We start from the raw sequence: 22,970 nt of genomic DNA, 5'->3' as shown, positions 1-22,970 counted from the left end.
TTACTGCGCCTCTTAATACGTACGTGCTTTTGGCGGAAAAGATTCCCGAAACTTCGGTTCCAGATTAACCTTGCGCTTGAACATCGACTCAGTGTCAGGGGTGTATACGCTGTGGCACAACCAGTTTTCATCATCGCGATCAGGGAAGTCAAACCGGGCATGAGCACCGCGACTTTCAGTGCGGAAATTAGCCGCTACTGCAGTTGAGTATGCCGTTTCCATCAGGTTATCCAGCTCTAAACACTCAATACGCATAGTATTAAAATCAGAGCTTTTGTCATCAAGGCGGGCAAACTGCAAGCGTTCACGAATTTCTTTTAACTCAGCAAGACCTTCTGCCATTGCTTCGCCTTCGCGGAACACAGAGAAGTTAAGCTGCATACATTTTTGCAAATCTTTCTTGATTTGCACCGGGTCTTCGCCCTGGCCCACTTTGCTGTTTTCCCAGCGCTGGGTCCGGGTTAAGGCTGCATCTAAGTCAGACTGTGATGCTGCACGCGCTTCTGCGGTCGCAGCAAGTGCTTCGCCAAGATGCAAGCCGGTTGCACGACCAAATACCACTAAATCAAGCAAGGAGTTGCCACCTAAACGGTTGGCACCATGCACTGACACACACGCAATTTCACCACAGGCAAATAATCCTGGTACTACGGATTCAGAACCATCTGCTTTAGGGCTGATAACCTGACCATTAACATTAGTTGGTATTCCACCCATCATATAATGACAAGTAGGAATGACCGGAATAGGTTCTTTTACCGGATCAACGTGAGCAAATGTACGGGATAACTCACAGATGCCAGGTAAGCGACTTTCCAGCACTTCTTCGCCCAGGTGGTCCAGTTTCAGCTTAAGGTGAACACCCCATGGACCATCGCAGCCGCGGCCTTCACGAATTTCGGTCATCATTGAGCGGGCAACAACATCGCGACCGGCCAAATCTTTAGCATTTGGCGCATATCGTTCCATAAAACGCTCGCCGTCTTTGTTTAGCAGATAACCACCTTCACCACGGCAACCCTCGGTTACCAGAGTACCGGCACCGGCAATACCGGTTGGGTGGAACTGCCACATTTCCATATCCTGCAGTGGTACGCCAGCCCGCAGCGCCATACCAACACCGTCACCGGTATTAATATGCGCATTGGTGGTAGAAGCATAAATACGGCCTGCGCCACCGGTAGCTAATACCGTAGCCTTAGCCTTAAAGTACACCACTTCGCCCGTCTCAATATCGATGGCGGTACAACCGACAATGGCACCGTCCTGATTTTTGACTAAATCAAGGGCATACCATTCAGAAAATACCTGTGTCTTATTCTTAACGTTTTGTTGATAAAGCAAATGTAGCAAGGCATGGCCTGTACGGTCTGCAGCTGCAGCAGTGCGAGCGGCCTGCTCACCGCCGAAATTCTTAGATTGCCCGCCAAAAGGCCGTTGGTATACGCGACCATTTTCGAAACGCGAAAACGGTAAGCCCATATTTTCAAGCTCGGTAATTGCTTCCGGACCTGTTTTACACATGTACTCAATAGCGTCCTGGTCCCCAATATAATCTGAGCCTTTGACGGTATCAAACATGTGCCATTCCCAGTTATCTTCATGGGAATTACCAAGCGCCACAGTAATGCCGCCCTGGGCAGATACCGTGTGTGAACGGGTTGGGAAAACCTTCGATAGTAATGCACAGGTTAACCCTGACTGAGTGATCTGCAGCGCTGCGCGCATGCCTGCACCACCGGCTCCAATTACAATGGCATCAAACTCTCTTACTGGAATATTCACTTAAGCACCCCACAACACAAATAAGCCGACCGCGACATAACCAAAGGCCAGTGCGTAAAGGAAGAATTGCAACACTGCACGTAACCGGGCTGATTTCACATAATCAGTCAGTACCTGCCACAAGCCTATACGGGTATGCACAGCAATCGAGATCAGCGCTAGCAGGGTGAAAACTTTCATTGCCATATTAGCAAACAAGCCCTGCCAAACTTCAAAAGTAACTTCAGGAGTAACTAAGAAGAAACCAAGAATAAAAAAAGTATACAATGCCAGCACGATGGCGGTAGCACGTAACGACACGTAATCCTGAATACCATTACGTTTTAAGCTTGCCTGATTCAGAACCATAACCATACTCCCGCCAGAACTGACAATACTATCCATAACCCCATGACGACATTGGCGCTTAAGGTACCTGATTTAAGCTCTTCCCAATGCCCCATATCCATTACCAGGTGTCTTAACCCGGCCAACAGGTGATAAATCAGCACGGAAAGTGTACCCAAAGCGATAATCTTCGCCAGATGCGAGGTCATCAGGGACTGCACATAATCAAAGCTGGTCTGGCTTTGCAATGAATAAGCCCACGCCCAGATAACGAACACAAGCGCGAAAAACATTGCTACACCGGTAACACGATGCAAAATCGACGCTTTGGCTGCAGCAGGTAGAGAGATCGTTGATAAATCTAGATTTACTGGTCTTTGCTTTTTCACAGTTTCTTGCCTATCGATGCTCGTACAGAGCTTTAGTTGTTGTTTTAGGTGCTGTAAAACAGCCACCCGCCTTATCGATATACTTGTTTTTGCTCAAGCTGGTTCAACAAAAAACTATCTGACTGGTGAACTGGTTTTACGCCGGCAATAGTATATATTTCATAGCCGCTTATTACAATTTTTGTTTGATTTTAGCCGGAAAATTCCGCATCCGAAACATTACACACTTAGTGGCTGGTTACAATACTACTAGAGTCGAATACTTATTAAGCAATAACGCATTAAAATTGACTTATAGGGGCAGTTTGCGAGTAGAATAGATGCAATACCCTTAGAATCCGAAACTACAACAATTAGGAGAAATCCAATGGCAGATAAAAAGGCCGTCGTGCAGATTGATGGTAAGTCATTTGAATTACCGATTTATTCTGGCACGGCTGGTACTGACGTAATTGACGTTCGTACGCTCGGGCAGCAAGGTTATTTCACATTTGATCCGGGCTTTATGGCAACGGGCTCCTGCGAATCTAAAATCACCTACATTGATGGCGACAACGGCGTATTATTGCATCGTGGCTACCCTATTGAGCAATTGGCAGAACATTCAGATTATCTTGAATTATGTTATTTGTTACTTGAAGGTGAATTGCCGAAAAAAGAACAATATACCGATTTCGTCACCACCATTACCCGCCATACCATGGTACATGAAAAAATTGCATCATTTTTCCAGGGTTTCCGGGTGGATGCGCATCCAATGGCCATGCTGTGTGGCGTTGTCGGCGCATTGTCATCGTTCTACCATTCTGATTTAGATATCAACGACCCAGAGCAGCGTAAACGCAGCGCCCATCGCTTAATTGCCAAGTTACCCACGATATCAGCGATGGCCTACAAGTATACCGTTGGCCAGCCTTTCGTTCATCCACGCAACGATTTAAGCTACTCTGAAAACTTCCTGCATATGATGTTCTCAGTGCCAGCAGAAGAGTATAAAGTTAGCCCTATCCTGGCTAAAGCCATGGACCGGATTTTTATGCTGCATGCGGATCACGAGCAAAACGCATCAACATCAACAGTTCGGTTGGCCGGCTCTTCAGGCGCTAATCCTTATGCTTGTATTGCCGCTGGTGTCGCATCGTTATGGGGCCCTGCTCATGGTGGCGCCAACGAAGCCTGTCTGAAAATGTTGCAGCAAATTGGTTCGGTAGAACGTATCCCGGAATTCGTGGCCCGGGCTAAAGATAAAAATGACAGCTTCCGACTGATGGGTTTTGGTCACCGCGTATACAAGAACTTTGACCCGCGGGCCAAAGTTATGCGTGATACCTGCCATGAAGTTTTAAAAGAGCTGAACATCAAAGATCCATTATTAGATGTGGCAATGGAGTTAGAGCGGATTGCGCTTGAAGACTCATACTTCATTGAGAAGAAATTGTATCCTAACGTCGACTTTTACAGCGGTATCATCTTAAAAGCCATTGGTATCCCGACCAGTATGTTTACGGTGATTTTTGCTATGTCACGTACTGTAGGCTGGATTTCCCATTGGGATGAAATGCTGGGTGAGAAAGGCCATAAAATTGGCCGGCCACGTCAGCTATACACCGGTTATGCCAGCCGGGATTTTAAAAAGCTGGACAAGCGTTAAGCCGTTTATTCAAACGTAACAGTATAAAAAGCGGCGATTATCGCCGCTTTTTTTATCTGGGAAACTAAGCAGGTTTTCTTGCTATCCCGCGCTGAACCATCGACAATCCTTTTATCATCCAATCGATTCGAGACCCTATGCAGCCTTTCGATCCTGTAAACTTTCGTGGCCAATTCGAGTTCTTTCAGCATAACCCCGATTGGGTATACCTGGATAATGCGGCCACCATGCACAAACCTAATGCCGTAGTGAATGCCATGTCCGCATTTTACCAGCGCAGCAACAGCAACGTACATCGTGGTGCCCACACTTTAAGCCAGAAAGCGACCCGGGCATTTGAGCAGGCGCGGGATGACATTGCAGCATTCATTAATGCCAGTGAACGCCAGCAAATCGTGTTTTGCAGCGGCGCTACCGCAGCGTTAAACCAGATAGCGTTTGGCCTGATGCATACGGTGTTAAAGGCAGGAGACCACGTACTTATTACTGCCCTGGAACACCATGCCAATATTGTGCCCTGGCAACTGCATTGCGCCCGTTACGGGGTAACTCTGGATGTGGTGCCACTGGATGCCAACCATAAGGTTGATCAGCAGGCGTTTAGCCAGTTGTTGCAGCATAAACCGAAAGTGGTTAGCTTTAGCCACATTTCGAATGTGCTGGGTCATATTCAACCGGTGGCGCAAATGATAAGTCAGGCAAAAGCTGCCGGGGCGCTTGCCGTCATAGATGGCGCTCAGGGTATCGTGCACGATAGCATTGATGTGCAGGCACTGGATGCTGATTTCTATGTCTGGTCTGGACACAAGCTGTATGGTCCGACAGGTATTGGTGTCTTGTATGGAAAAACGGCAGCTTTGGAGCTACTTACACCAATTTTTGGCGGCGGAGAGATGATAAGCGAAGTTCAATTTAGTCACAGCTTATTTAACATTTTGCCATTCAGACTGGAAGCCGGTACCCCAGATATCGCGGGGGCTATCGGCCTGGCAGCCGCCATTAACTGGTTACAAGATATTAACCGAAAGGAAATGAAAAACTATAAGGCAATGTTATTAAACCAGTTTTTTGAGGGTCTTAATAAGATTGGCGGGCTGGATATTTTGTCATCCCCTGTGCATAATGCAGGGATCGTAGCGCTAAATGTACAAGGTGAACATCCTGCTGATGTAGCAGAGTTACTTAACCAGCAAGCTGTAGCGGTAAGAGGTGGTCAGCACTGCGCCATGCCTTTTTTCAACCAACTGGGTTTAGCTGGTGCGGTCAGATTTTCATTTGCGCCCTATAATAATGAAGCAGATGTGGCAACCAGCCTGCAAGCCTTAACGCAGGCCGTGGAGATATTAACGGCATGACCTTAGACCAATTACTTACAGACACTAAACCTGCACTCAGTCAGATATATAACCAGGACTTGCCTGAGCTGAGCGAGGCGAAAGACTGGCAGAGCAAATATCGGATACTGATGCATCTGGGCCGTAAACTTCCTCCTATTCCGGAAAAAATGAAACAGCCCTCGTTGTTAGTCAAAGGCTGTGAAAGCCGGGCCTGGTTAATGCACTATTATAATCAGCATCAGGACCAGCATTTTTTTGTATTAGATAGTGAAGCGCGAATTGTAAAAGGCCTGATGGCGATAATGTTATGTCTGGTCAATGGCATGAGTAATAGTGAGCTGAAAAAATTTGATTTAGCCCACGCTTTTGACAAATTAAATTTAAAGCCCTATTTAAGTCAGTCGCGCGGTAGTGGCCTGAATGCCATGATGGTGCGAATTAAAGAATGCTGTCATTGATCTTTTGCCGCTTTATTGGCCTTGGCAGCTAATTTCTGTAACACCCTCGACCCTGCCGCTAAACCAAAACTGGCGGTTACAACGGTGGTGGCACCAAAACCCGCGCTACAATCTAAGCGCATACTGCTAATGCTGCCATCGGGTGCAAGCTGCGGAGTTTTTTGCTGACAAACACTGCCATCAGCCTGCGGGTATTTTAGTTGCTCAGTTGAATACACACATTCTATGCCAAAACGGCGCTGCGGATTGCGACTATAGTTATAATCGCGGCGCAGGGTATTGCGCACTTTTGCCAGTAGCGGGTCATTTATAGTCTGGGTCAAATCGCTAATTTGAATCTGGGTTGGATCAATCTGACCGCCGGCACCACCGGTGCTGATCACCTTAATCTTATTGCGTTTACAATGTGCCAGTAAGGCGACCTTTGCCTTAATGGAATCAATAGCATCGACGACATAATCCAGCTGGGGAGTAATAAGCTGCTGCAGGTTATCAACGCTGATAAAGTCTTCAATCTGATGAACAATACACTCAGGATTAATCGCTTTAATCCGCTGGGCCATGACAGCAACTTTATCCTGACCAATGGTGTCGGTTAGCGCGTGCAGCTGGCGATTAATGTTGCTAATACACACATCATCCAGATCAATCAGGGTAATTTCACCAATGCCTGATCGTGCCAGCGCTTCCGCTGCCCAACTACCTACGCCACCTATGCCAATGACACAGACATGGGCCCGTGAAAATGCCTGTAGCGCATCAGCACCATACAGTCGGCCAATACCAGCAAAACGAAGTAAATAATCAGACATTTTCAGTTGGTGATCCGTTGCGGTTGTTTATAGTCTGGCCAGTTTAGCTGCCAGGGTTCAGCCCAGTCCTGCCATAAATCCTGGTTTTTAAATTGCTGAAAATACAGGCCTGCCGTTGGCTCCTGCACATACTGATAGTGTGTACCTGCTAAACTGAAACACAAGGCATAAGCGTGCAGATAAACCCGATCAGCATGTGTACCCTGATACAGCGTATCACCGGCAATAGCAGCGCCAGCACTTTTTAGCGCAACCCGGATTTGGTGGGTCTTGCCAGTGAAGGGTTTGATCAGAAATGCCCGCCAGGGAAGCTCAGCAAAACCCTGACTGATAAAATAACTCACTGCCGGATTGTCCTGGGTTTGCAGCAGTTTCCAGGCACCGCGCCGCGCAGGTACCATATCCCCTTTTACCCAGCCTTGCTTTTTAGCAGGTTTAGTCAAACTTATCGCCAGGTAATACTTTTGTACCTGATGACTGGTAAATAGTGACGTCAGCTCAGCTGCGGCCTCGCTACTGCGAGCCAGCACGATGAGCCCTGAGGTCACTTTATCCAGACGGTGTACCGGAAACAGCTTAAACCCAAGAATCTGCTCTGCTTTCACCACCAGACCCGCGCCCTGCTCAGAGTGAAAACTTATGCCCGCTGCTTTGTTGAGCACGACAAATTCTGCAGTTTGCGCAACCAGCTCAAAAGCTACCTTCATCGACGACAACTCATTGCTGAACGCTCATTGGCGTAAACTCAATGCATATTGCCGCGCATGTTCCAGATCAGAGGGCGTATCAACACCGACAGCAGGTGTCTCCAGCGCAGTATCAACATGAATCGCCTCACCGTGCCATAACACGCGTAGCTGTTCCAGACTTTCAATTTGCTCCAGGGCGGATGCCGGCCAGTCAACGTAACGTTGAATAAAACTGGCGCGGTAGGCATAAATGCCAATATGTCGCCGGTAATGGCGGGCCAAATCGTCAGCGACAATGCCATCGCGGTCATAGGGGATAGGGCTGCGACTAAAATACAAGGCGTAGCCTTGCTTATCAGTGACTACTTTAACAATATTCGGGTTGCGGATTTCTGCGCTATGACTTAACGGTACCGCTAACGTTGCCATCCGGGCCTTTTGCTGACCAGCCAGATTCTCAGCTACCTGACGAATAATCAATGGTGGAATAAAAGGCTCATCGCCCTGTACGTTCACCACTATGGTATCTGCTGCCAGTTGCAGTTTGCTGACAACTTCAGCCAGGCGCTCAGTACCAGAATGATGATCGGCCCGGGTCATGCAGACTTCACCGCCAAAGGCATCGACAACATCGGCCACCCGCCGATCATCAGTTGCTACCACTACCCGGCTGGCACCACTTTGCAACGCCTGCTGATAAACCCATTCAATCATTGGTTTACCCGCAATATCGGCCAGAGGTTTACCAGGTAAACGACTGCTGGCGAATCGCGCCGGGATCACGACTACGAACGCCATTTTTTAACCTCATCAGCGCTAAGCTGCTCGGCTTCATCGGCAATCAGTACCGGGATATTATTCCGTACCGGATACGCCAGCGCATCTGCCAGACAAATCAAGCGTTGGGCTGTCTTATCATATTTTAATTTTCCTTTGCATAACGGGCAGGCAAGTATTTCTGTCAGAGCAACGTTAATGGCCATTATTTTTCCAGTAATTTATTAATTATATTGATAATTTTTTTATTTTCATCCGCACTAAAACTGGCGTCGACCGGTAAACAATACCAGTTTTCCTGAGCAAACCGCTGGCATTTTACTGCATCTTTCTCAGTCATTAACACCGGGGTGGTAATGCCAGCAAAATCAGTTGCGGTAAACTGATGATGATCCGCAAAAAATCGTTGTTCTACCACCGTAAAACCTGCTTGCTGCGCGGTTAACAGGAACCGCTGTGGGTTACCAATCCCCGCCACCAACGTAACCTCACAAGGTAAAAGCGGTGTCTCAGCCAACAGGCTTTTTGCACTGCCGCAGCTAAGCTGCATCTGGTAGTCAGCTTCAGCGATGTAACCAGAATTAGCTATTATCAGCTCTACCGTGCTTAGCCTGGAACGCGGCTCACGCAGCGGCCCGGCAGGCAATAACAGGCCATTACCAAAGCCACGCTTACCATCTACCAACACAATCTCTATATTACGAGCCAGCCGGTAATGCTGTAAACCATCGTCACAAATTACCATATCAACATTATGCTGGGCTAACAGCGCCCTGCCGGCGGCAACCCGGTCCGGACATACCACCACAGGGCAACGACTGCGTCTGGCCAGCAATAAGGGCTCATCGCCTACCTCGTTGGCTGTACTTGTCGCGGTTACTGTTATCGGCTTATTGATTTTAGCGCCGTAACCACGGCTGATAATGCCAGGCTTGATGCCTTCGGCTAGTAACTGCTGACACAGCCAGAGCGTAAAAGGCGTTTTGCCGGTACCACCAACACTGATATTTCCGACAATGACCACCGGCACCGCCAATTTATACTGCCGTTTAATGCCAAGCCTGAACAAAACGCGTCTGACACTGCTAAGCAGCCAGTACAGTGCTGCCAGAGGCAGCAGTAACACTGACAACCAATGGCCCTTCTGATACCAGCTTTGTTCCAGCAAACTCATTGCTCAGCGCCAAACTGCAACTTATATAACTGAGCATAGGTTCCATCGGCCTGAAGTAACTCAGCGTGAGAGCCCTGTTCAATAATCCGCCCCTGCTCCATCACAATGATTTTATCAGCTTGCTCAATGGTGGACAGGCGATGAGCGATAACAATATTAGTGCGTCCCAGCAGTAATTCATCCAGCGCAGCCTGAATTTTTCGCTCTGATTCCGTATCCAGCGCAGAGGTCGCCTCGTCCAGCACAAGAATGGGTGCCTGACGTAATAAAGCCCGGGCAATCGCAATTCGCTGGCGCTGGCCACCTGATAAACTCACGCCGTTTTCACCAATCACCGTATCCAGACCATCGGGCAGTTGATTAGCAAACTCCAGCACATGAGCTTTTTCTGCAACATCGAGTAAAGTGGCGGGCGACACTTGTTCACTCAGGCCATAACAAATATTATTGGCAATAGTGTCATTAAATAAAGTGACATGTTGCGAAACGATTGCCATTTGACTGCGCAGCGAGGGTAAGGTGCACTGGCGGATATTCTGTCCATCAATACTGATGTCACCACTGGTGAGTTCATAAAACCGGGGTAGTAAGCTGGAAATAGTGGTTTTGCCACTGCCAGAGCGGCCTACCAACGCAATAGTCTGACCAGCTTTGGCGGTAAAGCTAATATCGAATAACACCTGTTTTTCATGGCCGGGATAGGTAAAGTTTACCTGCTCAAAACTTATATCGCCTTTAACATTATTTAGCTGTACCGTGCCGGTATCCTGCTCGACCGGCTGATCCAATACTTCAAATACACTTTTGGCCGCTGACAGACCGCGTTGGAATTCACTGTTTACCGTCGTTAACTGCTTTAAGGGCCGTAGCATTATCATCATAGAGGCGACAATAGTGGTAAAGGTACCTGCCGACAGGCTTTCCAGCATCTCAGGAAAACTGGCCATATAGACCACGAATGCCAATGCAAACGACGCTATCACCTGAATGGTCGAGACACTAATCGCCCGGGTGGCTTCTAATTTAACATCTTGCTGGCGAGTTAAATTATTTATTTTAAAAAAACGTTGTTTTTCTACCTGCTGACCACCAAAAGACAATATAACTTTATGGCCATTAAGCATTTGCTCAGAGCAGGTCGTGACATTCCCCATTGCATTTTGAATATTACGACTTAGCATCCGGAAACGTTTGGATACAAAACTGACTACAATGGCAATGACTGGTGCTATCAGTAAAAAGATGGCTGACAATTGCCAGCTCATCATAAACATCATCACCAGCAAACCAATAACAAAAACACCTTCGCGCAATACCACTGATAGCGAGCGTGAGGTCGTTTGCTTAATCTGCTCTGTATTGTAAGTTACTTTTGAAATTAACTCGCCGGTTGAATGCTGATCATGAAAGCTAACCGGCAAGCGCATGTAATGTTCAAACAACTGCTGACGCAGGGTTTTAACAACATGAGTACCTACCCAGTTCAGGCAGTAACTGGCAACAAAATTGAATGCACCGCGCACAATAAATATCAGCACAATAAACAGTGGTGCATAGCGCAGGTAATCGGTATTTTTGTCGTTAATGCCTTTATCAATAAACTGCGGCAGTTTTGAGATGAAATAGACATCAATCAGGGCATAACCGAGCATACCAAGCGCAGCTGCCAGGAAACCGAACTTATAAGGAATAACATAACGGAGTAAACGCCGGGCGGTTCCGGCTTGTTTAATTTCAGACACTGACAATGGGTATTCCTGCCATTTGAATTTTGCTTATTCTAGCGTGTTGTTGCCAAGGTTTCAGCAATTGCCGCTGGCTTTTCTGTCCAAAACGGTAATCTTTGCCGTCGCCGGCTGCTTAAACGCAGGTTTTGATCAGTAAATTCAATAGTAATAGCACCGTAGTCTGCGGTATTAAGCAGTGGTACTTGCAGCAATGCCAGTCTTCGTTGCACTGCCGCCGCAGGATGTTGATAGCCATTCATAAATGCTGCCGCATTCAGAGCCAGTGCCGGGCGCACCCGCTGTATCAGTGGCAGACTGTTGACTGCCGCGCTGCCATTATTGGCCAGAATCAATATATCCGCAGCCACATCACTATTGCCGCTAACTAAAGCATGTTCAGTCGTCTGGTCTATATTGCCTGGAATAAGTACCCGCCATGGTCCTATCGTTATCCGAAGGATACAGCTGTCACTTGCCCCTGCAGTCAGAATTTCAAACCGGATATCCTGATATACCGCAGGTAGCTGAGCGCATAACTCTTCGCCAGGCTGCTGGCTGAAGCCCGCCAGGTTGTGCCGGCTAACAGCATAGTTCCGCTGCAACGCCCAGAACCTGCTACGCTCTGAGCGCTGCTGTCGAAACAGCACATAATCAAGCTGATGAATGCCCAATTGATGCAACACGGGTTGTAACTGGTCGGCAGCGATGTCCTGACTGGCCTGCGCCGGGGCGGCGTCATACAACACAGCCCGCCGTCCCCGCTGCAATAACACCAGCTGGCGCTGACCGCTATCCAGTAAATGTATCTGCCAGGGCGGTGAATGTATCGTGCTGCCAGTAAGCAACAATAGACTAAGTGGCAACAGCATCAATGCTGCTTTTCTGGCAAAAATCAGTAGCACCAACAGCACTGCTGCCAACAATGCGACTGCTGTGCCAGAAACCTGCACCACCGGCACCCATAGTGGCAGCTGAGCGCTTCGCTCTAACCACCACAGTAGCGGGAGAAAAGCGCTGTCGGTCAGCTGCCATAACCCCGCGACAGGAAAACCCAATGCGGTCAGCAGCAAACTTAGCAGAAGCAAAGGGATCGCCACCAGGCTGCACCAGGGCACAAACAGCAGGTTAGAGACCAACATTAACGGACTAAAACCACCAAAAAGTATAATACCAAGCAGCGTCATTAATAACGTCAACATTAGGTGAAAAGTCAGAAACCAGCGCAGGCGGCCGGGCCAGTGAAATTGTGTCAGCGGATAACGCCACATTGCAAGGAATATGATGGCCACGGCCAGCACCGACAACCAGAAACTGGCACTGAGAGACCAGAACGGCATTATTAGCAATAATAAGGCGACCAACAACAACCAGAAACGACTCAATGACGTTTTTAGCAACTGACTGCGACAAATGACCAGAATCGCCAGCCCAATGCTGGCCCGCAGGGTGGGAATAGCAAAACTGGCAAGCCAGGCATAAAGCAATGCGGCTGACAACGCCAGCAACAGCACCAGTTGTTGCTGACGTTTTACAGCGAGCAAGCCTTTACTCCAGCTGCCAAGCCACAACATCCAGCCAAATACCAGGCCGATATGCAAACCAGAGATGGCCAGTAAGTGCCCCAACCCGGCATGCTGAGCGCCCTGCCACAGCCAGGGCGGAAAATCCCGCTCCCCCACTGCCAACGCTCTTAGTAACGATGCGGTGCGATAAGGCTCGATGGCGTGCTCAACCCGGGCAACAATCCGCTGGCGCACAGAATCGTGCTGCTTGAGCAGGGTATGTCGGCCGGCAATAACGTGACCGGCCGCTACCACCCCGTCTACCAAACCGTAGTTTTCCCTGTTAAACCCTCCCGGGTTAGCATAGCCATGTACAGGTTTCAGTTGCAGACGTAAGCGCCACTGCTGACCCACGGCTAATGTCGGTGGCTGTTGCCAGCGTAACGACAGTTTAAACCCCGCTGCTGGCCCCCTTAACACAGTTGCGCTAAGCTGGGTGTACTCAGGATATACTTTAGGTTGACTGTTGACCCTTACTATCACAGTAGAGTCTGTTGCATTAAGTATCGCATGACGGGCTGTCTGATATTGCTGATATTGCCAGCTCCAGCTCGCCATAAAGCAGCCAGCACCTAAGATAAACATCATTAACAATGGCCAGCGCCAGACAAAAGGCAGCAGAAACAGTATTCCAAAAAAAATACTGAAAAAAGGTGGCACTATCGGCAAAAATAATGACAATAGGCTGGCTGTAATAACTCCGATGCAGAATCCTAGCATGGCCTCTTTCTATACAGGTTAGAATGCCCAAAAAACTATTTAAGAAATATCTACCATCAGCTGAGAAAATCAAGCAACAAAAACTTATAAATTTATTTGGAAGCTTGCTACACGATGGTAACCTTTGGCATTTAAACCGGCGCTCAGCGCGCGGTGCTTTTGCTGTTGGCTTGTTCTGGGCCTGGATCCCAATGCCATTTCAAATGTTGGCCGCCGCAGCGACGGCGATTCCGCTGCGGGTCAATATGCCATTAACGCTGGCCCTGGTATGGACATCAAACCCCCTTACCATGCCTATTATGTTTTATTTAAGTTATCTGATTGGCGCCGTGGTTCTGGCGCAACCGCTGGAACCCTTTGCGTTTGAAGCGAGTCTGGAATGGCTGCGCCACAGCCTGCATACTATTGGCAAACCTTTTTTGCTGGGGTCGTTATTGATGGCGATAACCGCCAGTATCAGCGGTTATTTTATGATTGACTGGCTATGGCGATTGTCTGTTAAGAAAGCCCAGTTGGCTAAATTGCTGAAAAACCGTAAGCGTTAACCGGGCTTAGTGCTGGCCAAGAATGGTCGCGGGCTCTACTTTGCTGGCCCGCCAGGCAGGATATAAGGTCGCCAGCAAACTCATCAACAGCGCTATGCTTAGCGTCAGGAGTACGTCCTGCCAGCGCAGCACAGAGGGTACAAAGTCGATAAAATAAATGCTCGGATCCAGTAATGTGCTGCCAATGACCCGGGTTATTGTGGCAAAAACAGATTCAATAGTACTGGCCAACAACACGCCAAATGCCACGCCAAGCAGTGAACCAATTATGCCATTTAACCAGCCAAGTAACACAAAGGTTTTAATCAGCTGACCAGGCGCCATCCCCATGGTCAGTAAGATAGCAATGTCCGCTTCTTTTTCCCGTACCGCCATAACCAGGGTCGCCACAATATTAAAACAGGCTACCGTAATAACCAGGGTCAGTACCAGATACAAAATAGCCCGCACCATCTGAATATCGTTATAAACATGACCCTGGCTGCGGTACCAATCTGTCGAATAAACATATTCATCCGCTAACCGGCCCAGCACCCGGGCCAATTGCGGCGCGGTGAAAACATCGTCTATCCGGAACGCCAGTCCGTGCACCTCATCTTCTGCCATTCCTAACCAGAGCGCTAATGCAGGCATATCAACCCATACCTGGCTGTAGTCAAGCTGACCTCCCAGCGCAACAATGCCGCTGACCGTTAAACTGACAGTACGATGGCTTGCCAGGCTGCCATCTGTAGCGAACCGGGGCAACATCAGTTGTAAACTTTGCCCCACCTCAATGTCTAATGCGTCAGCAATACCCTGGCCCAGGACAATATGTTGCTGATCCAGCGAAGCCATACTGCCCTGAGTGACAAACTCCGTAACCGCACTGATCTGCTGTTCGTGTGGCAGACTTATGCCCCGTACCTGAGCCGCCTTTACTGCGCCACCATGGCGCAACATTCCATTAGCTTTAATGAAAGGCGCACCGGCACTGACGCCTTCAGCACCTGACATAGTGGCAAGCTGACGTGGCCAGTCAGCCAGCGAATAGTCAGCCGCTTCAAGCTCGACATGCGGGATCACCGCCAGCAAGCGATCTTTTAACGCTTGCTCAAAACCGTTCATGACGGAAAGCGCCAGAATAAGAATAGCCACCCCCAGTGCAATACCCGAGGTAGATGACGCCGAAATAAAACGGATAAAACCACTGGTATGACGGGTAGACCGGTAGCGCTTTGCCAGTTGCCAGGCCAGACTAGCCATGCATCACCCCAAGCTTTCCTTCGCGCATCAGATATTGGGTATCAAGCCGGCCCGCTAATTCAGTATCATGGGTTACTACCACAAAACTGGTTGCCATACTGGCATTTAACTCCCGCAGCAGCTGGTATATTGACTCGGCCGTATGCTGATCCAGATTACCGGTCGGTTCATCAGCGAGCACCAGAGCAGGTTGGGTTACCAGCGCTCTGGCAATCGCTACCCGTTGCCGCTCTCCTCCACTAAGCTCGGAAGGTTTATGATGTCCACGATGGCTCAGGCCCACCCTGGCGACCAGCGCCGCGGCTTTTGCCAACGCATCGCTTTTGTTGTCACCCCGGATAAACAGCGGCATCGCTACATTTTCCAGCGCAGTAAAGTCCATTAATAAATGATGGAACTGGTAAATAAAGCCCAGTTGCTGATTACGCAGCCGGGCCTTTCTGGCAGAGCTTAACCCTGCCAGTGGTTGCCCGGCGATGCTTACCGAACCACTGTCAGCCAGATCCAGCGCACCTAAAATATGCAGCAAGGTACTTTTACCCGAACCCGAACTGCCTACTATTGCCACCATTTCACCCGCTGTCACGCTCAGACTGACCTTATCTAACACCTGAGTAACCGCACTGCCATCACGGTAGCTCTTACTGATCTGATGAGCTTCTAATACTTTATTCATCGCGTAAAATTTCCGCCGGATTAACTTTAACAGCCCGCCAGGCTGGATACAGCACTGCCAGCAGGGTAAGCCCCACGGCACATGCAAAAATAGTGATTATTTGTAACGGATTAATGTCTACCGGTAAGGCAATGCCGCTGGCCAATTGTAAACCGAACACGTTTAGCACTTCGTTAAGTTGCAGGCTTAAGAACACGCCGCTCAGCACACCGAGCAACGCCCCAACCATACCGTTGACCACGCCCTGAAACGCAAACACCATAAACAATTGGCTGTCAGTCATGCCCAGTGTTTTTAAAATGGCCACTTCCGCTTGTTTTTCCGTCACCATCATGACCAGTGCCGATACAATATTAAAGGCTGCCACAGCGACGATCAGTAATAACATTAGCCACATCATGGCTTTTTCCATTGCCACTGCCGCAAATAACTTCCCCTGGCTCTGACGCCAGTCAGTGACGCTTCGTAATTGCGGGCTCAGGCTTAAACGCTCGGCCAGTATAGGTGCAGTGAAGGGCTCGGCCAGGCTTAGGCGCCACGCTGGCTCGCGCTCAGAAACGGGTAACAGGCGCGCCAAATCATCCAAACGGGTAACCGCCAACAGATTATCGACTTCTGACCCGGTATCGACAATACCCACCACTTCAAACAACCGTTGCCGGGGAAGCCAGCCTACCGGGGTATAACTACCACCTTGCGCCAGCATAAATCTCAATTGCTGGCCGCGGCTTACCTGCAGTTGTTCTGCCAGACCGCGTCCCAGAACCACACCATAGCGGGTATTGGTAAAATCTTGCCAGCTACCCACTACCAGCGCCTGCTGTAAAAATTGCGGTAATTGCTGCGGATCAATACCCTGCAACATCACTGCATTTAGCTGGCGCGGAGCCTGAACCAGCGCTTCGGTTTGTAAAAAAGGACTGATATCCTGCACATTATCGCTGCTGCTTAACGCCGTTTGCCAGTCATTATCTGCGGTTAACGGCTGTACTACAACGTGAGGAATAACGCCCAGGATCCTCTTTTTCAGTTCGGCTTCAAAGCCGTTCATTACCGAGCTGACCAACGTTAAGGCCATGACACCCAATAAAATACCGGCAACCGAAAAAAAAGTAATAAATGAAATAAAGGCATTGCCCTTACGGCTCTGGCTGTAGCGTAAACCCAGCAAAATACTGGTAGGTAATTGCATGTTAATATTCAGGACTTTGCCTCGGTTAGATGATAAATTAGCTGCAAAAATCGCTGCTGATAATAGTGATTATTAGCCATAATGACAAGCAACCTTACTCGAGGCCTGCTATGGATCCAATATTACAGTCACTCACTGACGCTTATAACGACTACTTTAGCGTAGAACACGACATTACCGTCAATTGCAAAGTTATGAGCGGCAGTATGCCCTCTGAGCAGGAGTTTTTAGCCAGTATACCCGAACCCTTTTTACTGGCGGGCGAAATGGGCGGGCTTAATATGTCGGCCTTGCGCTCACTGAACCGGATTGGTGAACTGGCTGATGAGCTTGCAAACTATCTGCAGCAACAGGCGCGCAAAATCGATTTATTGCTACATTACGTACTTCGTCAGCAAGACAGCTCAGAGCACCGTCAGTATACGTTAAGTTATGGGGGTGCAGGCTTATGTTTACATAGCAGACAGCCCATTGCGGAGCTGGCGTTAGTAGAACTAAAAGTTTTTCTGGCGGAAAACGAAGGTGCGGTGTATTGCCTGGGCCAGGTAATTAGTGCTGAACAAGTCACGGAAGGCTGGCAAATAAAAGTTGTGTTTCGACGGATTAGAGATCAAGATCGCGAACTCATTGTCAGGGCGAGTTTGCATCAGCAATCTCGCCAGTTAAAACAAAAAGCAGCCCAGCGCCAGTTACCAGAGTAAACAGCAGCGGCACGAGTTGGCGCTACCGCCAACATCAATAACAGTGACACTTTTTGTATAGGGTTTCAGGTTTTAATGAGTTTTATTAAGTTTTTACCACGAATTAAACGCAAGCAGGATCAGATTGGTTGGGGCCAGCTGCATGGCGCCGCATTGCCCTATGCTATTACACAACTGGTGCAGACCGAACCTGGGGTATATTTACTGATCGTGCCCGACACCCCCAGTGCACTTCGGCTGGAACAGGAACTGGCTGTTTTTTTTAATGACAGCGCCTGGCCTGTGCTAACCCTGCCCGATTGGGAAACCCTGCCCTATGATGTATTTTCGCCCCATCAGGATATTATTTCCCAGCGTCTGAAAACCCTGTATCAATTGCCAAGGCTGACACAGGGCCTGGTTATCGTGCCGGTCAGTACCCTGTTGTTAAAAATCAGCCAGCGTAATTATCTGGAGCAAGCCAGTTTTCTGATTGAACAGGGTCAGCAGGTTGATTTAACCGCGCTGAAATTGCAACTGACTGCGGTGGGCTACCGGGCCGTGGATCAAGTGATGGAACATGGTGAGTTTTCAGCTCGGGGCTCGCTACTGGATCTGTTTCCTATGGGTTGCAGCTCGCCATTTCGAATCGACTTCTTTGACAATGAAGTTGACGGCATTCGCACCTTCGACCCGGACAATCAGCGCAGTTTAAGTCAGGTCAATGCCATTGAGCTATTGCCCGCGCATGAATTTCCCACCGATAAAGCGGCCATTGAAAGGTTCCGCTTGCGTTATCGGGAGCGTTTTGCGGCCCGCAATGAGAAAGAGTCGTTGTATCAGCAGGTCACCCAGGGCATTTTCCCGGCAGGCATCGAATATTATTTACCATTATTTGCCGAGCAAACTGCCAGCCTGTTTAGTTTTTTACCACCAGGTTGTATTGCATTAAGTTATGGCGATATTGAACACAGTGCTAATCAATTCTGGCACGAACTGAAACGCCGTTACCATGACCGCGCTATCGACACCATGCGGCCTATTTTACAACCACAGGAACTCTACCTGCAAACCGATGAACTATTCAGTGAACTGAATAATTTCAGCCGGTTAAAACTAAGCCGTGCCACTTTACCGGCGAAAACCGGCCAGGACAACGCGCCGGTGGCCGAGCTGCCAGAACTGAATATCCAGCATCAGTTAAAGCAGCCACTGAGTCTGCTTAGCCAGTTTTTACTGACCTTGAAACAGCAAAATGGCCGGGCGATTTTCTTTGTTGAAAGCGAAGGTCGGCGCGAAAGCCTGCATCAGCTGTTTAACAAAGCCGGTATCCGGGCACCTGAAATTACCAGGCTGGCTGACTTTGCCAACAGCGACGCCGATTTAGTCATACTGGTAGGCGCGCTGGAACAGGGCGCCTTTATTACCAGTAGCCCACCACTGGCCCTTATCAGTGAAAACGAACTTTTTGGGCAGAAAATAAGCCAGCGCCGGCGCCGCAAAAAAAGCCAGCAGGTTTCCTCTGATACCATTATCCGCAACCTGGCAGAGCTGAGCGAAGGCCAGCCAGTGGTGCATTTACAACATGGTGTTGGCCGCTATCAGGGGCTGCAGGTGCTGGACGCTGCCGGAATAAGTGCCGAATTCGTTACCATAGAGTATGCCGGTAGTAGCAAACTGTATGTGCCGGTTTCCTCACTACATCTGCTCAGCCGTTATTCTGGCAGTGATCAGGAACACGCGCCACTGCATAAACTTGGCAACGACACCTGGGAAAAAGCCAGGCGCAAAGCAGCTGAGAAAATTCGCGACGTTGCAGCAGAGCTACTGGACGTGTATGCCCAGCGCGCGGCCCACCAGGGCTATGCCTTTAAGATCGAGCAGGAGCAGTATGCCGCCTTTGCTGATAGCTTCCCGTTTGAGGAGACTGCCGATCAGCAGGATGCCATTACTGCCGTATTAAATGATATGCAAACCCCGCAGCCAATGGACCGACTGGTATGCGGTGATGTCGGCTTTGGTAAAACCGAAGTTGCCATGCGCGCAGCCTTTATTGCAGTCAATGATGCGAAGCAAGTGGCAATTCTGGTTCCCACCACCTTACTGGCACAACAGCATTTTGAGAACTTTAAAGACCGTTTTGCTAACTGGCCGGTACGGGTAGAGGTGTTATCACGCTTTGTCAGCCAAAAGCAGCAAAAAGCCATATTAGAAGATGTTGCCAATGGCAAAGTTGACATTTTAATTGGTACTCATAAATTGTTGCAGGACGATATTAAACTGCATGATTTGGGTCTGCTGATTGTTGACGAGGAGCACCGCTTCGGGGTGCGTCAGAAAGAAAAAATCAAAGCGCTGCGGGCCAACATTGACATATTAACCCTGACCGCCACCCCTATTCCGCGCACCCTGAATATGTCCATGTCGGGCATGCGGGATTTGTCTATTATCGCTACTCCACCGGCTCGCCGGCTGGCGGTGAAGACGTTTGTCAGGGAGTTTGAAGCTGGCTTGTTGCGTGAAGCAGTAATGCGCGAAATTTTGCGCGGTGGTCAGGTCTATTTTTTACATAACGACGTTGCAACCATCGAAAAAATGGCCAGCGATTTGGCAGAACTGGTGCCTGAAGCCAATATTGCCATTGCCCATGGTCAGCTACGCGAACGTGATTTAGAACGGATCATGGCTGATTTTTATCACCAGCGATTTAATTTACTGCTGTGCTCAACCATTATTGAAACCGGCATCGATGTACCCACAGCGAATACCATTATCATTAACCGTGCTGATAACTTCGGGCTGGCCCAGCTTCATCAGTTACGGGGACGGGTCGGTCGCTCCCATCATCAGGCTTATGCTTATTTGCTGACACCGCCACCGAAACGGCTTAGCAAAGATGCCGAAAAGCGGCTGGAAGCCATCTCGTCACTGGAAGATTTAGGTGCCGGATTTGCGCTCGCTACGCATGATTTAGAAATTCGCGGCGCCGGTGAGTTGTTAGGCGATGAGCAAAGTGGTCAGATTGAAACCATAGGTTTTACCTTATACATGGATATGCTGGAAGAAGCGGTAACCGCATTAAAAGAAGGACGCCAGCCCAGCCTGGATATGATGTTAAGCCAGCAAAGCGAAATTGATTTAAAACTGCCGGCCTTGTTACCCGACAGTTATATCCCTGATGTAAACTTACGGCTGTCATTTTATAAAAAACTGGCCAGTGCCAAAGATGAAAGTGAGCTCGATGATGTTCAGGTCGAGTTGATCGACCGCTTCGGGCTGTTGCCTGATGCTGCAAAAAATCTGGTTAAGCTTACCGAGTTTAAACAGCAGGCCCAACAGCTCGGTATTAAACGGATTGAAGCCAATGCCAAAGGCGGTTTAATTGAATTTGCCGATAAAACGCGGGTTGCCCCGGCTTATATCATTGGCTTGATCCAGCAACAAAGCCGGATATTTAAACTGGAAGGTGGTCAGAAACTACGTTTTACCATCGCCAGCCCTGATGCTAAAGACCGGTTAAGCCTGGTAGCGAATATGCTGGCTGATTTCAGCCAGCATCAGCTGGAGAAATCATGAAACTATCTGTTGTAAAAACAATCACTGTTGGTGTTACTGCCCTGATTACTGTCCTGCTATGGTCAGCCAGTAACGTTGCCATAGCTGCCAGTAACTCCGCAGAGCGCTGGTTTGAAATTGAGCTTATTGTGTTCAATGCTGGCCGCGATACCGAGCTTAAAGAGCAATTTGACCGCGAGGTTAAACCTATTCGCCTGAGCAATAGTGTTGACTTGGTGTCAGCAAAATATCAGCCGGAGATCGAGCCCCTGCTACTGGCACTTCCACGTTGCGATACAACCTCTGATACCAGACGCCGTTTTTTACCGCTAACACTGCGTAACTGGCAGCAATGGCAACCGCCCTACGCCCCACTATTTTGCATAAGTGAGCCTGATCCTGCGCCGTGGCAGCGCAGTAGCCTGTTTCCAGAGCACATAGTCAATACAGAACTGCCCATGCCAGACAACCTGCCGGTTATTCTGGCTGGCGAATCTGAACAACATCAGTCAGTACCCTACCTGGCGCCGCGAAGCGCTTTTGCGTTAACAGAACTGGCCAGCAAAATAAACCGCCAGCCAAATCAGAGTTTGTTACTACATACAGTGTGGCGTCAGGCACCGGTTACTGAAAAACAGGCCGTGCCAAGCCGTTGGTTTGCCGGAGTAAATTACTCAGCGCAGATCGATTACTGGGGGCAGGACATTAATAAGACAGCAACAGATGACGCCGCAGCGGCAACTGCCCAGTTTACTAACGAGCAGCATGACAATTTATTCAGTGCCATCGACACCTTGCTGGATCAGTTGCAGGCAGCTGGCAAACTGGAAAACATGGCCGGACCGGATCAACAGCTACCTAAGGTTAGCGACAGCCTGTCTAACCTGCCAAATCATATCTGGCAACTTGATGGTTTATTTAAGCTACACCTAGATCACTATTTGTTTATTAATACTGAATTTAACCTGCGACGCCCTGTATCAGAAGGCACAATACAGAGTATTAACGTTAAACAAAGCCGGCGGGTAATAAGCGGTGAGTTGCATTATCTTGACCATCCCTATCTTGGCATGATTATCCAAATCAGGCGTTTTGAACCACCCGAGCCGGAACCGGCAATTGAAGCGCCAGACACAGGCATGTTGCAACCTGATGGCGGTAACCGCTGATCCACAATAGTGACCTTCGAACCCGCTCAACCCACTACGCGGCTAAATGAAGGTTGCTTTATTTAAAAAAGGTACTAGAATAGCGCCTTCGTTACATATTTACACAAATAACAACGGGTAAGTAACACAGTTTTTTCTTACAGTAAGCTTACCCATAAACCACAGCAAGAGATCAATGGACGATTTTAATTTAAATCCCGAATTTACTCCCGCGCATTATGTGCTGTTGCTGCTACTACTGGTTTTTGCCAGTGCCGGCAGTAGTTTGTTGGCGTGGATCATGCCGCACGCAGCGCACAGCCTGTGGTTAGATGTGCTGCCGCCACTCATGGGATTGTATAGCCTGCTGCTGCTTTTCAAAGGGCTGGGTATTATTCGTTTGCCTTCTGCCGCCGTCTATTCTGCCATCCTTACCCCAATAACCCTGATTAGCTTTTATCAATTTTTGCTGTAGCCCTTTATCACAATAGAGTATGATGCGGCCCTGATCGCTATTGAGG

Annotated in this window: 21 protein-coding genes; 8 read left to right on the top strand and 13 right to left on the bottom strand. The window is 48.9% G+C overall.

Going from position 1 to position 22,970, the window contains the following annotated elements; genetic code table 11:
• Positions 1-12 precede the first annotated feature (12 nt).
• Genes sdhA through sdhC form a run of 3 tightly spaced genes read right to left on the bottom strand, consistent with a single transcriptional unit; the run spans position 13 to position 2,501 of the window.
• A complete protein-coding gene (sdhA, locus tag B2Q61_RS01845; protein ID WP_290616354.1) occupies positions 13-1,785 on the bottom strand; it encodes a succinate dehydrogenase flavoprotein subunit in 1,773 nt (590 codons plus the stop codon).
• Positions 1,786-2,133 (bottom strand): succinate dehydrogenase, hydrophobic membrane anchor protein, encoded by a 348-nt coding sequence (gene sdhD / locus B2Q61_RS01840; RefSeq protein WP_290616356.1) that lies wholly within the window; start codon positions 2,131-2,133, stop codon positions 1,786-1,788.
• The gene (gene sdhC, locus B2Q61_RS01835; protein ID WP_290616358.1) at positions 2,124-2,501 is read right to left on the bottom strand and encodes a succinate dehydrogenase, cytochrome b556 subunit; all 378 of its coding nucleotides are present in this window, start codon (positions 2,499-2,501) and stop codon (positions 2,124-2,126) included. The genes sdhD and sdhC overlap by 10 nt, the downstream gene beginning before the upstream one ends.
• 367 nt (positions 2,502-2,868) lie before the next feature.
• On the opposite strand from sdhC, the gene gltA reads away from it, so the two are divergent.
• From gltA to B2Q61_RS01820, 3 genes are all read left to right on the top strand, one after another.
• Positions 2,869-4,152, top strand: a complete 1,284-nt coding sequence (gene gltA / locus B2Q61_RS01830; RefSeq protein WP_290616360.1) for a citrate synthase — start codon at positions 2,869-2,871, stop codon at positions 4,150-4,152.
• Positions 4,153-4,289: 137 nt separating this feature from the next.
• A complete protein-coding gene (locus B2Q61_RS01825) occupies positions 4,290-5,507 on the top strand; it encodes an aminotransferase class V-fold PLP-dependent enzyme (RefSeq protein WP_290616362.1) in 1,218 nt (405 codons plus the stop codon).
• Positions 5,504-5,947, top strand: a complete 444-nt coding sequence (locus B2Q61_RS01820; protein ID WP_290616364.1) for a SufE family protein — start codon at positions 5,504-5,506, stop codon at positions 5,945-5,947. The genes B2Q61_RS01825 and B2Q61_RS01820 overlap by 4 nt, the downstream gene beginning before the upstream one ends.
• On the opposite strand, the gene tcdA is transcribed toward B2Q61_RS01820, so the two are convergent.
• From tcdA to B2Q61_RS01785, 7 genes are read right to left on the bottom strand one after another with little or no spacing between them, the layout of a single operon-like run.
• On the bottom strand, positions 5,941-6,759 hold the full coding sequence (gene tcdA, locus B2Q61_RS01815; RefSeq protein ID WP_414631464.1) for a tRNA cyclic N6-threonylcarbamoyladenosine(37) synthase TcdA: 819 nt from the start codon (positions 6,757-6,759) through the stop codon (positions 5,941-5,943). The genes B2Q61_RS01820 and tcdA overlap by 7 nt on opposite strands.
• 2 nt (positions 6,760-6,761) lie before the next feature.
• Entirely contained in the window at positions 6,762-7,466 is a 705-nt protein-coding gene (locus B2Q61_RS01810) for a pseudouridine synthase (protein WP_290616366.1), read from the bottom strand.
• A gap of 24 nt (positions 7,467-7,490) precedes the next feature.
• Positions 7,491-8,246, bottom strand: a complete 756-nt coding sequence (gene kdsB / locus B2Q61_RS01805; protein ID WP_290616368.1) for a 3-deoxy-manno-octulosonate cytidylyltransferase — start codon at positions 8,244-8,246, stop codon at positions 7,491-7,493.
• Positions 8,234-8,431 carry a Trm112 family protein gene (locus tag B2Q61_RS01800; RefSeq protein WP_414631465.1) on the bottom strand — a complete coding sequence of 66 codons (198 nt, stop codon included), beginning with the start codon at positions 8,429-8,431 and terminating at the stop codon, positions 8,234-8,236. The genes kdsB and B2Q61_RS01800 overlap by 13 nt, the downstream gene beginning before the upstream one ends.
• A complete protein-coding gene (gene lpxK / locus B2Q61_RS01795; RefSeq protein WP_290616370.1) occupies positions 8,431-9,399 on the bottom strand; it encodes a tetraacyldisaccharide 4'-kinase in 969 nt (322 codons plus the stop codon). The genes B2Q61_RS01800 and lpxK overlap by 1 nt, the downstream gene beginning before the upstream one ends.
• Complete coding sequence (msbA, locus tag B2Q61_RS01790; RefSeq protein ID WP_290616798.1) at positions 9,396-11,141, bottom strand: lipid A export permease/ATP-binding protein MsbA; 1,746 nt, start codon at positions 11,139-11,141, stop codon at positions 9,396-9,398. The genes lpxK and msbA overlap by 4 nt, the downstream gene beginning before the upstream one ends.
• Positions 11,142-11,179: 38 nt before the next feature.
• Positions 11,180-13,408, bottom strand: coding sequence for a DNA internalization-related competence protein ComEC/Rec2 (locus B2Q61_RS01785; RefSeq protein ID WP_290616372.1), 2,229 nt, complete (start codon positions 13,406-13,408; stop codon positions 11,180-11,182).
• A gap of 23 nt (positions 13,409-13,431) precedes the next feature.
• Here B2Q61_RS01785 and B2Q61_RS01780 point away from each other — a divergent pair, with 23 nt between their 5' ends.
• The gene (locus tag B2Q61_RS01780; RefSeq protein WP_290616374.1) at positions 13,432-13,953 is read left to right on the top strand and encodes a DUF2062 domain-containing protein; all 522 of its coding nucleotides are present in this window, start codon (positions 13,432-13,434) and stop codon (positions 13,951-13,953) included.
• A 6-nt stretch (positions 13,954-13,959) separates the two neighbouring features.
• On the opposite strand, the gene B2Q61_RS01775 is transcribed toward B2Q61_RS01780, so the two are convergent.
• The 3 genes from B2Q61_RS01775 to B2Q61_RS01765 are packed head-to-tail and all read right to left on the bottom strand — an operon-like array spanning position 13,960 to position 17,066.
• Entirely contained in the window at positions 13,960-15,198 is a 1,239-nt protein-coding gene (locus B2Q61_RS01775) for a lipoprotein-releasing ABC transporter permease subunit (RefSeq protein ID WP_290616376.1), read from the bottom strand.
• Positions 15,191-15,874, bottom strand: coding sequence for a lipoprotein-releasing ABC transporter ATP-binding protein LolD (gene lolD, locus B2Q61_RS01770; protein ID WP_290616378.1), 684 nt, complete (start codon positions 15,872-15,874; stop codon positions 15,191-15,193). Before lolD ends, B2Q61_RS01775 begins: the two co-directional genes overlap by 8 nt.
• Positions 15,867-17,066 carry a lipoprotein-releasing ABC transporter permease subunit gene (locus B2Q61_RS01765; RefSeq protein WP_290616380.1) on the bottom strand — a complete coding sequence of 400 codons (1,200 nt, stop codon included), beginning with the start codon at positions 17,064-17,066 and terminating at the stop codon, positions 15,867-15,869. The genes lolD and B2Q61_RS01765 overlap by 8 nt, the downstream gene beginning before the upstream one ends.
• A 110-nt stretch (positions 17,067-17,176) precedes the next feature.
• On the opposite strand from B2Q61_RS01765, the gene B2Q61_RS01760 reads away from it, so the two are divergent.
• The 4 genes from B2Q61_RS01760 to B2Q61_RS01745 all read left to right on the top strand — a co-directional run bounded on the left by B2Q61_RS01760 (position 17,177) and on the right by B2Q61_RS01745 (position 22,924).
• Complete coding sequence (locus B2Q61_RS01760; RefSeq protein ID WP_290616382.1) at positions 17,177-17,767, top strand: PilZ domain-containing protein; 591 nt, start codon at positions 17,177-17,179, stop codon at positions 17,765-17,767.
• A gap of 75 nt (positions 17,768-17,842) precedes the next feature.
• Positions 17,843-21,322, top strand: a complete 3,480-nt coding sequence (mfd, locus tag B2Q61_RS01755) for a transcription-repair coupling factor (protein ID WP_290616385.1) — start codon at positions 17,843-17,845, stop codon at positions 21,320-21,322.
• On the top strand, positions 21,319-22,470 hold the full coding sequence (locus tag B2Q61_RS01750; RefSeq protein ID WP_290616387.1) for a CsiV family protein: 1,152 nt from the start codon (positions 21,319-21,321) through the stop codon (positions 22,468-22,470). The genes mfd and B2Q61_RS01750 overlap by 4 nt, the downstream gene beginning before the upstream one ends.
• A gap of 175 nt (positions 22,471-22,645) precedes the next feature.
• On the top strand, positions 22,646-22,924 hold the full coding sequence (locus B2Q61_RS01745; protein ID WP_290616389.1) for a hypothetical protein: 279 nt from the start codon (positions 22,646-22,648) through the stop codon (positions 22,922-22,924).
• Positions 22,925-22,970: the final 46 nt, after the last annotated feature.

It is taken from the genome of Arsukibacterium sp. UBA5043 (assembly GCA_002415085.1).
GTDB lineage: Bacteria > Pseudomonadota > Gammaproteobacteria > Enterobacterales > Alteromonadaceae > Alishewanella.
Note: the sequence above shows the minus strand (reverse complement) of the source record. Positions and strands in the feature narration are given on the sequence as shown.

Coding starts and splice junctions, on each gene's coding strand:
- B2Q61_RS01810 (WP_290616366.1), bottom strand. CDS start 7,466: ATGAAGGTAGCTTTTGAGCTGGTTGCGCAAACTGCAGAATTTGTCGTG.
- B2Q61_RS01765 (WP_290616380.1), bottom strand. CDS start 17,066: ATGCAATTACCTACCAGTATTTTGCTGGGTTTACGCTACAGCCAGAGC.
- kdsB (WP_290616368.1), bottom strand. CDS start 8,246: ATGGCGTTCGTAGTCGTGATCCCGGCGCGATTCGCCAGCAGTCGTTTA.
- B2Q61_RS01750 (WP_290616387.1), top strand. CDS start 21,319: ATGAAACTATCTGTTGTAAAAACAATCACTGTTGGTGTTACTGCCCTG.
- B2Q61_RS01745 (WP_290616389.1), top strand. CDS start 22,646: ATGGACGATTTTAATTTAAATCCCGAATTTACTCCCGCGCATTATGTG.
- sdhD (WP_290616356.1), bottom strand. CDS start 2,133: ATGGTTCTGAATCAGGCAAGCTTAAAACGTAATGGTATTCAGGATTAC.
- B2Q61_RS01775 (WP_290616376.1), bottom strand. CDS start 15,198: ATGGCTAGTCTGGCCTGGCAACTGGCAAAGCGCTACCGGTCTACCCGT.
- tcdA (WP_414631464.1), bottom strand. CDS start 6,759: ATGTCTGATTATTTACTTCGTTTTGCTGGTATTGGCCGACTGTATGGT.
- B2Q61_RS01760 (WP_290616382.1), top strand. CDS start 17,177: ATGGATCCAATATTACAGTCACTCACTGACGCTTATAACGACTACTTT.
- gltA (WP_290616360.1), top strand. CDS start 2,869: ATGGCAGATAAAAAGGCCGTCGTGCAGATTGATGGTAAGTCATTTGAA.
- B2Q61_RS01785 (WP_290616372.1), bottom strand. CDS start 13,408: ATGCTAGGATTCTGCATCGGAGTTATTACAGCCAGCCTATTGTCATTA.
- B2Q61_RS01780 (WP_290616374.1), top strand. CDS start 13,432: ATGCCCAAAAAACTATTTAAGAAATATCTACCATCAGCTGAGAAAATC.
- B2Q61_RS01825 (WP_290616362.1), top strand. CDS start 4,290: ATGCAGCCTTTCGATCCTGTAAACTTTCGTGGCCAATTCGAGTTCTTT.
- lpxK (WP_290616370.1), bottom strand. CDS start 9,399: ATGAGTTTGCTGGAACAAAGCTGGTATCAGAAGGGCCATTGGTTGTCA.
- B2Q61_RS01800 (WP_414631465.1), bottom strand. CDS start 8,431: ATGGCCATTAACGTTGCTCTGACAGAAATACTTGCCTGCCCGTTATGC.
- B2Q61_RS01820 (WP_290616364.1), top strand. CDS start 5,504: ATGACCTTAGACCAATTACTTACAGACACTAAACCTGCACTCAGTCAG.
- mfd (WP_290616385.1), top strand. CDS start 17,843: ATGAGTTTTATTAAGTTTTTACCACGAATTAAACGCAAGCAGGATCAG.
- lolD (WP_290616378.1), bottom strand. CDS start 15,874: ATGAATAAAGTATTAGAAGCTCATCAGATCAGTAAGAGCTACCGTGAT.